This window comes from Denitrobaculum tricleocarpae, assembly GCF_007004665.1.
Taxonomy (GTDB): domain Bacteria; phylum Pseudomonadota; class Alphaproteobacteria; order Kiloniellales; family Kiloniellaceae; genus Denitrobaculum; species Denitrobaculum tricleocarpae.
Map to the genome: position 1 here is coordinate 429,451 of NZ_ML660055.1, position 14,344 is coordinate 443,794.

Below are 14,344 nucleotides of genomic sequence, written 5' to 3' on the forward strand. Positions count from 1 at the left end.
TAGCATCGACGAATGCCGTTTGTTTTGCCCTGTGCCACCCTCTCTCGTTTTGTGAAGTTCTCCGCTATCCTTCTGATGATCGCGGCAAGCACGCCCCTCTCGACGAACGCCGCTTCGCAGACTTCGGATTGGGAGGCGGACCTGCCGACAAGGGTGTGGACGCCGCTACATCGTATGGCGTCTGACGATGCAGTGACCTTCGCTTTGCAAAAGCACAGCGGCAGCGCTTTTGACACGCGCCGTGGCCGGATTTTTCTTTTTGGCAGCGATACCCACGGCGAGGACTGGAGCAATGCCCCGCTGATCTTCGATCTCGGCTTGCTTTCTTGGCAACGTCTCCACAACGACGACCCTCCAGGAAGTTACCGGGTCAATGAGGCCGGACTGCCGGTTGCCGGTCCGGACGGGGATCATCCCTGGGCCATGCACAGCTTCGGTGCGGTCGATTACCATGCCGCCTGGGACGCCGTCCTGGTCAGCAGTCATCCTGCTCACATGGAGCCCGGGCGTTTCAGCACTGCTCTGGCGGAGCTCTGGCCCGCGATTGAACGCCATCCAACCTGGCTCTTCGACCTGAAAGAGGCGCGCTGGTTGCCCCTGCCGAAGGCGCAGACCTCCTTTTTCGCCTATGCGGCCACCTACGACAGTGACCGCGGGATCATGATCGGCACGGGGCATCACGGTGTTTTCGAGCTGACCGAGCGCGACGCCACTTGGCGCAAGCGGACGGATGGCAAGGCGATCGGGTATCACAACAACGGTGTCTACGACCCTGATCACAAGGCGCTCATCATGTTCGGGCGAAACGGACTTGGGAACGACATCCTGGTTTATCGCACCAACGACGCGCAGCTCGTTGCCATGCCGACCCCCGGTCTGCGGCCACCGAAAGACGAGCACACGCCCATGGCGTTTCATCCGAAACTGCGGGAAACCGTGGTACTCGTTGATCGTTTCGCAGCCGGAACATCACGGCAGAGCCGTGGGCAAGGCAGGGCTGAGACCTGGGCATACGATCTGGCGCAGGATCGCTGGCGCAGGATCGTCACGGCCGATCTGCCCTTTGCGCTGGGCATGAACTATCACCTGCACTACGACCCGCAGCGGAACCTGTTATTGCTTGTCACTTCATCGCCGGCTCCGACACCCGACTTGGAGCCGGGCCTGGCGGAGGTCTGGGTGCTGAAGCTCTAAGTCCGCAGCTTTAAATCCGTTGTCAGGCTTTTGAAGGCGCGGCTGCCGGTTTGTCACCGGTGGCGTTCTTTTCGGTCTCCGGCGCCGCGGCGGTCTCTTCCCGGTAAAGATCGGCGTAATCCACCACGATGCCGTAATGCGGATCTTCGATCACGTTGACCTCGACCAGGCTGTCGGCTTTGCGCAAAAGGTGCGTGCAATCCGCGCTCAGATGCTTCAGATGCAGCCGCTTGCCATAGTTTGCGTAGCGCTCAGCCAGGCTATCGATTGCCTGCAGTCCCGAGTGATCCCAGACCCGGGAATCCTTAAAGTCGACGACCACGTCATCGCTGTCGTTTTTAGGATCGAAGAGATCGCGAAAGCTTGTGATGGAGCCGAAAAACAGCGGTCCCGACAGTTCATAAACCTTTGTCGAATCATCGCTTTGGTAGCTGTGGGCGGTGATACGTTTCGCGCTTTTCCAGGAGAATACCAACGCCGAGACGATAACGCCGACGACCACTGCAATGGCCAGGTCGGTGACCACAGTGACCCCGGATACCAGCACCAGGACAAAGGCGTCGGAGCGCGGGATCTTCCCGATAATCTGGAAACTGGTCCACTCGAAGGTTCCGATCACGACCATGAACATCACGCCGACCAGAGCGGCCAGCGGGATCATTTCGATCAGCGACGATCCGTAGAGAATGAAAAACAGCAGAAAACCGGCGGCCGCAATACCCGAGAGCCTGCTGCGGCCGCCGGATTTGATGTTGATCATGCTCTGGCCGATCATGGCGCAACCGCCCATGCCGCCAAAGAGACCGGTCACTGTATTGGCGACGCCCTGGCCGATGCACTCCTGGCTGGCCCGGCCCCGGGTTTCGGTCATCTCGTCGACCAGGGTCAGGGTCAGCAGGGACTCGATCAGGCCAATCGCCGCCAGAATCAGCGCGTAAGGAAAAATGATCTGAAGTGTCTCGAGGTTTATCGGCACCATCGGGAGGTGAAAGCTCGGCAGGCTGCCCGAAATGCTGGTCATATCGCCAACAGTCCGGGTGTCGAGGCCGAGAAACAACGCTAAGCCGGTAACGGTAAGAATGGCCGCCAGCGGCGCCGGGAATGCCTTGGTGACGCGCGGCAGGAAGTGGATGATTGCCATGGCCAGAACCACCAGGCCAAGCATGACGGCGAGCGGTTCACCTTGCATCCATTGGAGGCTGCCGTCCGGTCCGCCGATCTTGAACTGCGAGAGCTGCGCCAGGAAGATGACGATCGCCAGACCGTTCACGAAGCCCAGCATCACCGGATGCGGCACCATACGGATGAACTTGCCCAGCTTCAGGACGCCTGCCGTGATCTGCAGGATTCCCATCAGAACAACGGTCGCGAAAAGATATTCCACGCCGTGATCCGCCACCAGGGATACCATGACGACGGCAAGAGCGCCGGTCGCACCGGAAATCATACCCGGCCGGCCGCCTATGACGGCTGTGATCAGCCCCACCATGAATGCCGCATAAAGTCCGGAGAGGGGATGAACGCCCGCAACAAAGGCAAACGCAACGGCTTCCGGCACGAGAGCGAGAGCAACGGTCAGACCGGAGAGAATTTCGATTCTCGGCGATGCGGGGAGCAGCTTTTGGAGGGCTGGTGACAAGGCGACGTCCTGAGATCTGGTCAAAATAATGCGCCGCAGAAAAAATGCTGCAGCGCACAAACACATTAGCAGGCTTCGGACGACGGGGGAACCGTTTAATCAGTTTCCCAATTCATAAACCCATGCAAAATACGCAGATCTCGTTAAGAAAGGTAAAAGATCTGCTAAAGTTTTGATCAATTGATGAGATGCTGCGATGCAAAAATATGCAAAGGCTACTGGGGAGGATCTTTGGATCTTAGCCTCTGGGATCTGAGCAATTACTTGCCATGGACTTCCGCGTACCGCTGCTCGATCGCGTCCCAGATCTCCGCCTCCAGGCAGACGTCGTCGTAGCGGTCGATCTCCTGCAGTCCGGTCGGCGAGGTGACATTGATCTCGGTCATCACATCGCCGATTACGTCGATGCCGACGAAGATCATGCCTTTTTCCTTTAGGGTCGGACCGATCGCTTCGCAGATTTCGAGATCGCGCGGCGTGAGGCCCGATTTATCCGGCCGGCCGCCCACATGCATGTTGGAGCGCGCTTCGCCTTCCGCCGGAACCCGGTTGAGGGCGCCTGCGGGGCGGCCATCGATCAGAATGATCCGTTTGTCGCCCTCCCGCACGGCGGGCAGGTATTGCTGGATGATGATCGGTTCGCGGTAGAGCTCAGTGAAGATTTCCAGCAGGGAGTTGAGGTTTTCATCGCCGGGTTTGATGTGGAACACCCCGACCCCGCCGTTTCCGAACAGGGGTTTGACGATGATGTCCTTGAATTCGTCCCGGAACGCGGTGATTTCTTCCCGATCGCAGGTGATGAGGGTCGGCGGCATCAAATCCGGAAAATGCGTCACGAAAAGCTTTTCCGGGGCGTTACGGACCTCCATCGGATCGTTCACCACGAGCGTCTTGGGGTGAATGTGCTCAAGCAAATGGGTCGCCGTGATGTAGGACATGTCGAACGGCGGATCCTGGCGCATCAGGATGACGTCCAGTTTCGAGAGGTCGATCACCTCGCTGGCGCCGAGTTCCGCATGGGCTCCGTGCTGTCTGGCAAAGCGCAGGGGCCGGCAACGGGCCGAAACCTTGCCATCACGCAGCGAGAGATCCTGCGGCTGATAGTGATAGAGGCTATGGCCGCGCCGCTGCGCTTCGAGACCCAGGACAAAGCTGCTGTCACCGTCGATATCGATGCTTTCGACCGGATCCATCTGGATTGCGACCGTTAGGCTCATCTTTATACTCCTCCGCAAAAGTCTATTCGTCCTGCCAGCCGGCAAGGCACGAATCAGCCTCTATCTCTCATCCGGATTACACGTTGCTGGTCCAGACCCGATCGCTTTTCGGGTCCTGTCGGCTATGGTGCGGAATAACCCGGCAGCAACGTGATCTCAAGCACCGAACCGCACCTGGCACTAATTGAGGTGACTCTTGATCTGTTGCAACAGGCGGGCTGCCTCATGACGCGCATCGGGCGAATCGCAAAGTAAGAGGTACTGTTCAAGCGAGAGGATTGCAGCCCTGAGATTGTCTAGACCCGCGTGCAGGATACCGGCCTCTCGCCAGAGGTTGGCTTCCGCCGGCGCGAACATCAGCATGGTCTCCACGATTTCCAGCGCTTCGCTGGGCTGTTGCGCGCGCAGAAGCCGGGCCTTGATGTTGTCTTGCAGGCGTTTCAGGATCATCCGGTTTGGCACCGGACGGTAGTGTTCCGACCGCAACTCGGCTTCGGGTCCCCCGATCGCTTTCAGCATTGCCCGCAGGTCCGCTGTGCTCAATTGATTTCCGCCGTGAAAGGGATCGATAATCCGCCGGTCGGTCTCTCTATCCATCCGCAGCAGAAAGTGGCCGGGAAAATTCAAACCCCGAATTTCCCAACCCTGGGCGCGCGCGCAATGTATGTAAAGGATTCCAAGTGCGACCGGCAGACCCTTTTGACGGTCGATGACACGCATCAGATTGGCGTTCTGAAGATCGTCGTAGTTCAGGCTGTCTCCCTGGTAGGCGTGGCGGTCGAAAAGGACGGCGTTTATCGCCTCAATCCGTGCCGATAGATCATCCTCTTCGCCGGAGGCTTCGAATTCCTGAGCAGTGTCCCGGGCGAGAACCGTCAAATGATGCCGGTAGCGGTCGATCGGCACCTGAGGCCGGTCCAGCGCCGCGAGCCACAGCGCGGCGGCGGCCAGGTCGATCTCATCGTCGCCCTGCCCACCGATCCGACGCAGGCTGGCTTCAAGATCCTTCCGACCGCTCGCAGGGCTCCAGCTCATGACCTCACCGACCTCTCTTCATTCAGGATCTGCGCGCCGGATCATCTTTGAGACGGACATAGCTGACGACATTGCGGACATAGGAGATGTCCTTGGCATGTCCGATCACCCGGGTCAGTTCGGCCTGATCCTGTGCAACGCCCATGAGGTAGAGCGTCTTGTTTACGGATTCGATCGAGTAGTTGATCGAGGTGACGCCGCTGTCGATCAGCAGTTTGCCCTTTAACTGGGTCTCGATCCAGACATCTCGGGCGACATCGCCGAGGGAGGATTGGTCCGTGACCTCGATTTCGTTGATTACCTCGCGCACACCTGGAGCCTGCCAGGCCAGCCGCACGGCGTCGAGCTCGGTCTCCGGCTTCTCCACCGCACCGGTCAACAGCACCCGGCCTTCCTGGACCTGAAGATTGATGTCGGTAAAGAGTGTCTCGCTCTCTTGCAGGAAGAGATGATTGATCTCCAGTCGGATCTCGGTGTCCTGCATAGCGCCTTGGAAGCCGCGCTCCTGGGATGCGGCTGTCGCCGCGGTCGCGCCGACCCCAATTGCAACGCCAGCAGGTGTGCAGCCAGCAAGAGCAAGGATTCCAAGGCTAGCGGCGCCAAACATCAGCGCGCGGCTCCCTGCGGATTTGTGTTTGTGATTTCTTTCTGTGGCTTGGCTGTTGTTGTTTTGAGCTTTGCTTTCAATCTTCAGGATCATCTTTTTCATCGCCGAGGTTGATCTCCCACCAATCAAATGTGTCGCATTAACTTAGTTACTCGATTCCCGCCATGCATCACGAATGTGTTTGGGCCAGCGTTTTGGCGCGATCAGGATGGCGTCGAAGCGGCAGTCACATGCAGATAAGCGGTCATAACGCTGAAGAAAGATCGCCGCTGCGCGCTCAATTCGACGCTTCTGGCGATCCGCGATGGCAGCCCGGGCGAGATCCAGGCTTGGTCGCGCCTTCACTTCAACAAATAGCAGCAGTCGCCCCCTGCGGGCGATCACGTCGATCTCCCCTGCGGCTGTCCGGTACCCTCTCTCAAGGATTTTGAACCCCTGCAACAGAAGCCAGACACAAGCGGCTGCCTCAGCCCATCTGCCCCTTTGATAAGCTTTCAGGCGGCTCTTACCGGTCACGGCTGTTTTGCGGAGAGACTGAGTGCCCGGTTGTAGACCTGACGTTTGGGCCGCCCGGTCATTTGAGCGACGTCCGCCACTGCGTCACGGAGCGTTTGCGTCCGGAGCGCATCTGTCAGAAGCGCATCCAGATCGAGAGCCTGGCTTTTGCCCGCGGGGTCACTGCCACCTATGACAACCACGGCCTCTCCTTTAGGAGCACCGTTTTCTCTGTAGTGAGTGATCAATTCGCCCAGACTGCCGCGGCGAAGTTCCTCGAACATTTTGGTCAGTTCGCGCGCGACAGCTGCTGGACGCTCACCCAGCACCGCCTGCACGTCGCTCAACATATCCGCAAGACGCCTGGGCGATTCGTAAAAGATCAGACTCACGGGAAGATCGGCGAGTTCGGCCAGGGCGGCGCGGCGCGCGGCGGATTTGGGCGGAAGGAAACCGTGAAACAGGAAGCGGTCGCTGGGCAATCCTGAGAGAACCAGTGCGCAGAGCGCGGCGGACGCACCGGGGAGTGTGGTGACCTCGAGGCCCGCCTCGATCACAGCCGTGACAAGTTTGTAACCCGGATCTGAGATCAGAGGAGTGCCCGCGTCGGAAACCAACGCCACAGCCTCGCCACATTTTAGCCGTTCGATGATCTTCGGACGGACCCGGTCTGCGTTGTGTTCGTGGTAGCTGATCAGAGGGACGTCGATACCGTAGGCCTGGGTCAGACGGCGTGTCACCCTGGAGTCTTCGCAGGCGATGACACTCGCTTTTGCAAGCACGTCGCGGGCGCGAAAGGTCAGATCGCCGAGATTGCCGATCGGCGTTGCGACAAGGTAGAGACCGGCCTTTAACTCCGTGGTGCTTTTTGGCCCCGTCTCCGTTTGAGGGTGTGTGTCCTCGGCGGGATTAAACGTAGAGGGCGTGTCTTTGGAAGCGGCGCCGGCTCTTTTGGCTGTATTCCGGGGTGTACTTCGCGCGACCGCGCCGCTAGGCTCGTTTCGCCCCGTGTAAGATGGATTTGAGCGTGACGTTTTTGACATTACCACCGCGCCGCTGCGCCAACCCGGGGACCGAGCGCCAATCGCTCGGCTTGGGTTTGGCTGTCGCAGCCTCATTGTTTTTGCTGGCAGGCTGCGCGTCAAGCAACCTAGACAACAGGTCCCAGGATACGCAAGCCGCGCCTGAAACCTCGGCGCCCGCGCCCGGCGACGGCAAGGATATTGCGGATTGGGACGAGAGATTCTCCCAGTTCGATAACCGGGTCGTCCGTGGCGAGGCGACGGACCCCGACGACGGTTCCGTGAAGGTTGCCATGCTCTTGCCCTTGAGCGGTCAGCATGAGCAGGTTGGACAGGCCCTGCTGAACGCGTCTCAAGTTGCGCTGTTCGATCTGGCGGGTGAGAACTTCAAACTGGTGGTTCAGGATACGGCTGGCACGCCGGAGGGGGCAGCCGCCGCGGCACAGACCGCAATAGCCCAGGGCGCCGACCTTATCATCGGTCCTTTGTTTTCGACCTCGGTCGAGGCGGTAAAGCCCGTCGCCCAGGCTGCTGACGTTAAGGTTCTGGCGTTCTCCAGCAATCGCGAGGTTGGCGGCGACGGTGTTTACGTCATGGGGCTCGCACCGCATCTTCAGGTCGAGAGGATCATCGCCTATGCCTCGGCCCAGGGATTGCGGCAGTTTGGCATCCTGGCACCGGAAACGCCCTATGGGCAGGCCGTCGCTCAGGCAATGCGGGACGCGGTAGAGCGGAATGAGGGCTTCCTGACGCGCGTGATTTTCTACAATCCAACGGCACCGGATCTTTCGCCCGAAGTGCGGTCCCTGGCAAATTACGAGGGACGCCAGGCAGCTCTCAATGCCAGGAAACAGGCGCTTGAAGCGGCCGGCGACGCCGCCTCGCGCCGTGCGTTGGCGCGGCTGCGCAATATCGAGACGACCGGCTCACTCGAATACGACGCGATCCTCCTGGCCGGAACCGCACAGCAGGCACTCTCTCTGGCACCCCTGCTGGCGTATTACGATGTGGACCCCAATATCGTGCGGTTCTTGGGCACGTCCCTCTGGGATGGTGCCGAATTAGGCGCAGAACCTTCATTGCAGGGCAGCTGGTTCGCCGCACCCGCACCGGACTACTGGCAGGATTTCAAGACCCGCTATACCGAGACCTACGGTACCGCGCCGCCCCGCGTGGCCAGCCTGGCCTACGACGCGACGGCACTGGCTGCCGTCGTTGCCGCGCAGGCGGAAAACGCCGGTGTAGACCCCGTTTTTGACGATGTCACCTTCACCCAGGCAAGCGGATTTGCCGGTATCGACGGAATTTTCCGCTTCTATGCAAATGGTGAGAGCGACCGCGGACTGGCGGTGCTGGCCGTGGAACGCGATGCTCCGAAGGTGATCGATCCCGCGCCGGCGAGCTTTGAAAACCTCATCAACTGACCGTCGAGTCGGGCGGCAAGGTCCCCGCCGACGCTCAGTCCGACGTTCCTTTATGTGAGCAGATGCGCCAAAACGGCATCCAGCCGCGTGCGGCCCCGGTGGGTGGCGGCCAATCGTCCGTCTGTCAGCGTCAAAAAACCGCCGTCAATCAATGCTTGTGACCGCGCTGCGTCGAAGAGCTGTTCCGGTTCCCGGCCGGTCTCACGCAGAAAAGCGTCCCTTGGGATACCTTCCTTGAGCCGCAAGCCCATCATGACCATCTCCTCCAGCCGCTGATCGATGCCGATCTTGGTCTCTCCGCGGGTGGCATGACCGCCGCTTTCCACGGCGGCCAGCCAGGCCTCGGGCGCCCTGTGCTGGCGTGTGGCCAGCTTGCATCCACCTGCGCCCGTCCGTGACTCCTTCCGGCCATTCAGCGTGATGCGCCCGTGGGCGCCCGGTCCGACCCCGACGTAGTCGCCGTAGCGCCAATAGGTCATGTTGTGGCGGCTTTCTTGGCCGGGTCGTGCGTGGTTCGAGACTTCATAGGCCGGCAGGCCTACATCCTCCATGATCTCTTGGGTCAGATCGAAAAGCGCGCCGGCCTGATCGTCTTCAGGGATAGTAAGCTCTCCACGCCTCCAGGCACCGTGGAAAACGGTGTTTTTCTCGATCGTCAACTGGTAGAGCGAGAGATGATCAGCTCCTTCTGCCAGGGCCTGGGTCAGCTCGGATTCCCATTCGTCCGGGCTGTGTCCGGGCCGTGCATAGATGAGATCAAATGAGAAGCGGGGAAAGTGCCGCCGTGCAAGATCGATCGCCCCTCGCGCTTCGGCCGCGGAGTGTTGGCGCCCAAGAAACCGCAGGGCTTCGTCGTTCAGGGACTGGACACCGAGAGAGAGCCGTCCGACGCCGGCTTCTGAAAAGGCGGCAAACTTGTCCGCCTCGGCAGAGGTGGGGTTGGCTTCCAAGGTGATTTCGGCCCCTGGGGAAAGCCGCCAGTTTCTGCCGACCCGCCCTATTACGGCGGCAACCGTTTCCGGAGCCATCAGGGAAGGTGTTCCACCCCCGAAAAAGATACTTGTCACCTCGCGGCCCGGCGTCAGAGCCGCGTAATGATCCAGCTCTCTCAAAAGCGCCTTGCGCCAGCGCGCGTGATCGACGGACTCCCGGACATGGCTGTTGAAATCGCAGTAGGGGCATTTCGACAGGCAGAAGGGCCAATGGACGTAAATGCCAAAGCCTGGATCGCCGGGCATATCTGCATCTTCCGGCGTTTTGATGGACGTACCGACCATGGCGGTTTCAACCTTTATTGCCGGTGGTCACTTTTCGTCGAAAACGTCGGCGACGAGTTTTCTAAAGGCATCTGCGCGATGGCTGATCGCGTGTTTCGCATCGGGATCCATCTCGCCGAAGGTCGTCTCGTAGCCGTCGGGCTGAAACATCGGGTCATAACCGAAACCCCGGGTGCCGCGGGGTGGCCAGACCATGGTGCCCCGCACTTCGCCCTCATAGACAAGCTTATCGCCGTTCGGCCAATAGAGGCAAAGCGCACAGACGAAACGCGCCGAGCGGTCGCTTTGGCCGTCCAGTTCTCGTTGCACCCGCTCCATCGCGAAGCCGAAATCACGTTTACCGCCGGCCGCGCCGCTGCCGTCGGTCTCTGCCCAGCGGGCGGAATAGATACCCGGCTGACCATCCAGCGCATCAACGGCGAGTCCGGAGTCGTCGGCCAAAGCGGGGAGTCCGCTGGCTTCTGCCGATGCGCGGGCTTTCAGGATAGCGTTGCCGGTGAAGGTGGTCTCCGTCTCTTCAGGCTCCAGCAACCCCAGTTCTCCCGCCGATGTCACCCTGACCCCATAGGGGCGCAGGAGATCGGCGATCTCGCGCAGTTTTCCGGCGTTGTGGCTGGCGAGGACCAGTTTCTCCTGAGTGAGGTTGGGTTTCATTACTCTTCCGACCGTGGCTCGTTACTGCTCAAGACCCAGGGCGCGCCGCTGGGCTGCGGCCAGAGACTGGATTCCGGCCTCGGCCAGATCCAGCAGAGCGTTGAACTGGTCCCGGCTGAAGGGGTCTGCTTCCGCGGTGCCCTGAACCTCCACAATGCCGCCGCGGCCCGTCAGCACGAAGTTGGCATCGGCTTCCGCCGCTGAATCCTCATCATAATCCAGATCCAGAACCGGGGTTTCCTTGTAAAGCCCGCAGGAAACGGCGGCAACCTGGTCGATAAACGGGATTTCCGAGATCGCGCCGAGGCTTTTCATATGTGTGAAGGCCTGATGGAGGGCGACATAGGCACCGGTGATCGAGGCTGTGCGGGTGCCGCCGTCGGCCTGAATGACGTCGCAGTCAACCTTGATTTGCCGTTCGCCAAAGCCCTTGAGGTCCACGACGGCCCGCAGGCTGCGACCGATAAGGCGTTGAATTTCCTGGGTGCGGCCGGATTGTTTGCCTCTTGCCGCTTCGCGGGCAACGCGGGAGCCGGTCGAACGCGGCAGCATACCGTATTCGGCGGTCACCCAGCCTTTCCCGCTGTTGCGCAGCCAGGGCGGGATAGAGTCTTCAACAGATGCGGTGCAAAGAACCTGTGTGTCGCCGAACTTTACGAGGCAGGAGCCCTCGGCATGTTTATTCACATTGACTTCGAGGGTAACGTCACGGAGCTGATCTGGCGTCCGGCCGGAAGGTCTCATGGCTCTGCCTTTTCTTGTTCTGGGATCTGACGTTCAAATGCCTGCGGGCGTGGGGTGTGTCAGACGGGTTCGGCACTCCGGTGAAAAACCGAGGTGCCACTGCGGCGGGAAGCTATCTCAAGCCCGGCTTTTCGTCCACACCTCAAGCGCTGCACAGCCGTGGAAAAACCAGGAGTGCGCGCACCGGGCTATGGCTCGCGTTGACGCTTTTGCGGCCCATACCTACATTGCAAGTGCGTAAAGCCGTGCAAGCAAGCATGGACTCGACGCCGGATGGAATGATGAAGCAGCGACAAGTCACGGAAAGTCCAAAGATATCTGATCTCAGCGATCGCTCGCGTGAGGTTTTTCGTCATATCGTCGACGCCTATGTTTCCACAGGCGCACCCATTGGCTCGCGCACGATCTCACGGAAACTCGGGCTGGATCTCTCTTCCGCGACCATTCGCAATGTCATGGCTGATCTTGAGGATCTGGGCCTGCTCTATGCGCCGCACACCTCGGCCGGTCGCTTGCCGACCGAGATGGGCTTGCGCCTTTTTGTCGACGGTTTGCTTGAACATGGCAATCTGAACGAAGACGAGCGTGGTGCGATCGAGAGTCAGTGCGCCGCTGTGGGCCGCTCGGTTCCGGAGCTCTTGGAAGAGGCAACCGGAATGATCTCCGGCCTGTCGCGCTGTGCGGGGCTGGTGGTCGCGCCAAAGGTCACCGAGGCTCTCAAGCACATCGAATTCGTCTCCCTTGGACCCGGGCGTGCGCTGGTGGTCTTGGTGACGGCCTCCGGACAGGTCGAAAATCGCGTCATCGATGTCCCGATTGGCCTGCCGCCCGCATCGCTGGTCGAAGCGACAAATTATCTCTCCGCGCGGCTCGTGGGGCGCACATTGGCCGAGGCGAAGGCGGATGTGGTCAAGGAATTGGCGGCGCAGCGGGCTATGCTGGATGAACTCACGGCCAATGTGGTCGAGTCCGGTCTTGCCACTTGGGGTAAGAATGGTGGCGAGGGCGCGTTGATTGTCCGTGGACAAGCCCAGCTTCTGGAGGATATTACCGCGCTCGAGGATCTTGAGCATATTCGAAAGCTCTTCAACGCGCTGGAAACCAAGGAGGCGCTGGCCCGGCTTCTTGAGCTGACCGATAGCGCCGAGGGCGTGCAGATTTTCATTGGTGCCGAGAACGATCTTTTCGGTTTGGCTGGCTGCTCGGTCGTGATTGCCCCTTACGGCAACAGCCAGAATAAGATCGTCGGTGCCATCGGTGTGATTGGTCCAACCCGGATCAATTACGCCCGCATTATTCCCATGGTCGATTACACGGCCAAGGTGATCGGCCGTTTGGTGGGCTAAATCCACCGGCCTGATTGAGTGTTCAGAAAGGAGCGACTGGCAAGAATGTCAGATCAAGATAAACAGAATTCCGCCGCTGCCGCGCAGGCTGAGGCTGATGCGGTTGTATCCGAAAAAGGGCCGGAAATTCCCAGTCAGGAGGCCTTTGCCGAAGCCGCCGCCGCCCATGCCGCCGAAGAAGCGCATGCCGCAGCAAACGACGCGGCAGCTGCAGCGACCGGGGCCGGCGATGCCGAGCGCATCGCGGCGCTGGAAGCTGAGGTTTCGAACCTGAAAGATCAGCTCTTACGCGCCCTCGCGGAAACCGAGAATCTGCGCCAGCGGACCCGCCGCGAGCGTGAGGACACGATCAAGTACGCTGCCATGGGACTGGTGAAGGACCTAGTAGAGGTGACCGACAACCTGAAACGGGCCATCGAATCCGTGCCCGCCGAAGCCATCGAAGACGATAGTCAGCTCAAGAACCTGCTGACCGGTGTGCAGATGACCGACAAGGAAATCCTTACGGTCTTCGAGCGTCACAACATCAAGCAGGTTGCTGCTTTGGGCGAGAAGCTGGATCCCCATTCCCACGAGGCTCTGTTCGAGGTGCCCGATCCGACTAGCCCTGCCGGCACCGTGGTGCAGGTTATGCAGCCCGGCTACCGGCTGCACGACCGGCTGGTCCGGCCTGCGCGTGTCGGTGTGGCTGTCGGCGGCCCTGCGGCAGCCAGCGAGGCTGCCCCTGCGCCCGGCGACAACGTCGACACGACCGCGTAATCACGTGATCTGCCCGCGGCAAGTTATTCCGGTTACGGAACGGCTTTTCGCGGGCTCTCTATTCCTGGCACCGGCTTTGTCACACGGCGCAGGGTCAGATTAAGCCGGCCTCCGCCCGTGAGCAGCCGGCTCGTCCCCGGCATGACCTTCGAGATACCATGGTAGGCCATCCGGGAGTCTCCGCCCAGGATCAACGCCGTCCCGGAGTGGAGGGTGACAGCTTTGGTGGGCCCGCGGCGCGTGGCGCCGCCGAGCCGGAATGTTGCAGTATCGCCGAGCGAAAAAGAGAGAACCGGCGCATCGAAGTCCTCTTCGTCCGCGTCACGATGCAACCCCATTTTGGCTTTTTCTCCCCGGTACAGGTTGATCAGGCAACACTCGGGCGGCGATGGATATCCCGTCAGATCGCCCCAGGCGTCCAGAATGCTGTCCGGAATAGCCGGCCAGGCCTCGCCCGTCACCGGATGCATGGGCTGGTAGCGGTAGCCCGCCCGGTCCGACACCCAGCCCAACGGCCCGGCGTTGGTCATTTCGACGGAAAAAGGCCGCCCGTTCCCAGGCATCACCGGACGAAAAAAGGGGGCTTGCGCGACGATGCCTCGGAGCGTCTCGACCAGTGCGGCCTGCGCCGCCGGCGAGAGGTATTCCGGTATGATCCTGAAGCCTCTGGGTGTCTCCATTGCGTATCCTTGTTTGCGGAGGCGTTTTTTTGATTGCCTCGGATGTTAAATCACCGAGAAGACGATCCTTTTCATTTTAGGCTTACAGTCAAATTCTTCGAGAGCTGGCCCGGCTCTTTTTGAGTTACTTATGCGTTCTGCACAGGATCCATCAGGTTGGTCTTCAAAATTTGATTTTCTGAGGCATCAGGTCTCTGGTCATTCCTAAGGTATTTTCGAATTAAAATAAAAAAATCTAAATTGCACTATTT

General features: G+C 60.1%; 14 protein-coding genes. 4 read left to right on the plus strand and 10 right to left on the minus strand.

Translation table 11 applies throughout. The annotated features are described in order from the left end of the window. The first annotated feature begins 12 nt into the window (after window positions 1-12). A complete protein-coding gene (locus FKG95_RS14315) occupies window positions 13-1,194 on the plus strand; it encodes a Kelch repeat-containing protein (protein ID WP_142897042.1) in 1,182 nt (393 codons plus the stop codon). Between the two features lie 22 nt (window positions 1,195-1,216). Here FKG95_RS14315 and FKG95_RS14320 read toward each other — a convergent pair whose 3' ends face one another. The 6 genes from FKG95_RS14320 to rsmI form a co-directional block, all read right to left on the minus strand. Next, window positions 1,217-2,833: a SulP family inorganic anion transporter gene (locus FKG95_RS14320; protein ID WP_246116780.1), complete on the minus strand. Its 1,617-nt coding sequence runs from the start codon at window positions 2,831-2,833 to the stop codon at window positions 1,217-1,219. 260 nt (window positions 2,834-3,093) lie between these two features. After that, on the minus strand, window positions 3,094-4,050 hold the full coding sequence (gene gshB / locus FKG95_RS14325; RefSeq protein ID WP_142897044.1) for a glutathione synthase: 957 nt from the start codon (window positions 4,048-4,050) through the stop codon (window positions 3,094-3,096). Between the two features lie 180 nt (window positions 4,051-4,230). Beyond that, window positions 4,231-5,085 (minus strand): SirB1 family protein, encoded by an 855-nt coding sequence (locus FKG95_RS14330; protein WP_142897045.1) that lies wholly within the window; start codon window positions 5,083-5,085, stop codon window positions 4,231-4,233. Between the two features lie 22 nt (window positions 5,086-5,107). After that, a complete protein-coding gene (locus FKG95_RS14335; RefSeq protein WP_142897046.1) occupies window positions 5,108-5,692 on the minus strand; it encodes a BON domain-containing protein in 585 nt (194 codons plus the stop codon). A 144-nt stretch (window positions 5,693-5,836) separates the two neighbouring features. Further along, window positions 5,837-6,208 (minus strand): YraN family protein, encoded by a 372-nt coding sequence (locus FKG95_RS14340; protein ID WP_142897047.1) that lies wholly within the window; start codon window positions 6,206-6,208, stop codon window positions 5,837-5,839. Beyond that, window positions 6,205-7,230 (minus strand): 16S rRNA (cytidine(1402)-2'-O)-methyltransferase, encoded by a 1,026-nt coding sequence (rsmI, locus tag FKG95_RS14345; RefSeq protein WP_142897048.1) that lies wholly within the window; start codon window positions 7,228-7,230, stop codon window positions 6,205-6,207. Before rsmI ends, FKG95_RS14340 begins: the two co-directional genes overlap by 4 nt. On the opposite strand from rsmI, the gene FKG95_RS14350 reads away from it, so the two are divergent. Beyond that, a complete protein-coding gene (locus tag FKG95_RS14350; RefSeq protein ID WP_179954097.1) occupies window positions 7,215-8,633 on the plus strand; it encodes a penicillin-binding protein activator in 1,419 nt (472 codons plus the stop codon). The two genes, rsmI and FKG95_RS14350, sit on opposite strands and share 16 nt — an antisense overlap. Window positions 8,634-8,683: 50 nt before the next feature. Here the strand turns inward: FKG95_RS14350 and hemW are convergent, their stop codons facing one another. The 3 genes from hemW to rph are packed head-to-tail and all read right to left on the minus strand — an operon-like array spanning window position 8,684 to window position 11,308. Then, complete coding sequence (gene hemW, locus FKG95_RS14355) at window positions 8,684-9,910, minus strand: radical SAM family heme chaperone HemW (protein WP_425456756.1); 1,227 nt, start codon at window positions 9,908-9,910, stop codon at window positions 8,684-8,686. A 27-nt stretch (window positions 9,911-9,937) separates the two neighbouring features. Then, the gene (gene rdgB, locus FKG95_RS14360) at window positions 9,938-10,564 is read right to left on the minus strand and encodes an RdgB/HAM1 family non-canonical purine NTP pyrophosphatase (protein ID WP_142897050.1); all 627 of its coding nucleotides are present in this window, start codon (window positions 10,562-10,564) and stop codon (window positions 9,938-9,940) included. A gap of 21 nt (window positions 10,565-10,585) precedes the next feature. Beyond that, a complete protein-coding gene (gene rph / locus FKG95_RS14365; protein ID WP_142897051.1) occupies window positions 10,586-11,308 on the minus strand; it encodes a ribonuclease PH in 723 nt (240 codons plus the stop codon). A 257-nt stretch (window positions 11,309-11,565) separates the two neighbouring features. On the opposite strand from rph, the gene hrcA reads away from it, so the two are divergent. Together hrcA and grpE are read left to right on the plus strand one after the other, a co-directional pair. Further along, window positions 11,566-12,654 carry a heat-inducible transcriptional repressor HrcA gene (gene hrcA / locus FKG95_RS14370; RefSeq protein WP_246116781.1) on the plus strand — a complete coding sequence of 363 codons (1,089 nt, stop codon included), beginning with the start codon at window positions 11,566-11,568 and terminating at the stop codon, window positions 12,652-12,654. 45 nt (window positions 12,655-12,699) lie between these two features. Continuing rightward, window positions 12,700-13,413 carry a nucleotide exchange factor GrpE gene (gene grpE, locus FKG95_RS14375; RefSeq protein WP_142897052.1) on the plus strand — a complete coding sequence of 238 codons (714 nt, stop codon included), beginning with the start codon at window positions 12,700-12,702 and terminating at the stop codon, window positions 13,411-13,413. A gap of 32 nt (window positions 13,414-13,445) precedes the next feature. Here the strand turns inward: grpE and FKG95_RS14380 are convergent, their stop codons facing one another. After that, complete coding sequence (locus FKG95_RS14380) at window positions 13,446-14,093, minus strand: alpha-ketoglutarate-dependent dioxygenase AlkB (protein WP_142897053.1); 648 nt, start codon at window positions 14,091-14,093, stop codon at window positions 13,446-13,448. Window positions 14,094-14,344: the final 251 nt, after the last annotated feature.

Bases quoted from the DNA above. Each gene is read 5' to 3' on its own strand.
- FKG95_RS14315 (WP_142897042.1), top strand. From the start codon at position 13: ATGCCGTTTGTTTTGCCCTGTGCCACCCTCTCTCGTTTTGTGAAGTTC.
- gshB (WP_142897044.1), bottom strand. From the start codon at position 4,050: ATGAGCCTAACGGTCGCAATCCAGATGGATCCGGTCGAAAGCATCGAT.
- FKG95_RS14330 (WP_142897045.1), bottom strand. From the start codon at position 5,085: ATGAGCTGGAGCCCTGCGAGCGGTCGGAAGGATCTTGAAGCCAGCCTG.
- FKG95_RS14335 (WP_142897046.1), bottom strand. From the start codon at position 5,692: ATGTTTGGCGCCGCTAGCCTTGGAATCCTTGCTCTTGCTGGCTGCACA.
- rsmI (WP_142897048.1), bottom strand. From the start codon at position 7,230: ATGTCAAAAACGTCACGCTCAAATCCATCTTACACGGGGCGAAACGAG.
- hemW (WP_425456756.1), bottom strand. From the start codon at position 9,910: ATGGTCGGTACGTCCATCAAAACGCCGGAAGATGCAGATATGCCCGGC.
- rdgB (WP_142897050.1), bottom strand. From the start codon at position 10,564: ATGAAACCCAACCTCACTCAGGAGAAACTGGTCCTCGCCAGCCACAAC.
- rph (WP_142897051.1), bottom strand. From the start codon at position 11,308: ATGAGACCTTCCGGCCGGACGCCAGATCAGCTCCGTGACGTTACCCTC.
- hrcA (WP_246116781.1), top strand. From the start codon at position 11,566: ATGGACTCGACGCCGGATGGAATGATGAAGCAGCGACAAGTCACGGAA.
- grpE (WP_142897052.1), top strand. From the start codon at position 12,700: ATGTCAGATCAAGATAAACAGAATTCCGCCGCTGCCGCGCAGGCTGAG.
- FKG95_RS14380 (WP_142897053.1), bottom strand. From the start codon at position 14,093: ATGGAGACACCCAGAGGCTTCAGGATCATACCGGAATACCTCTCGCCG.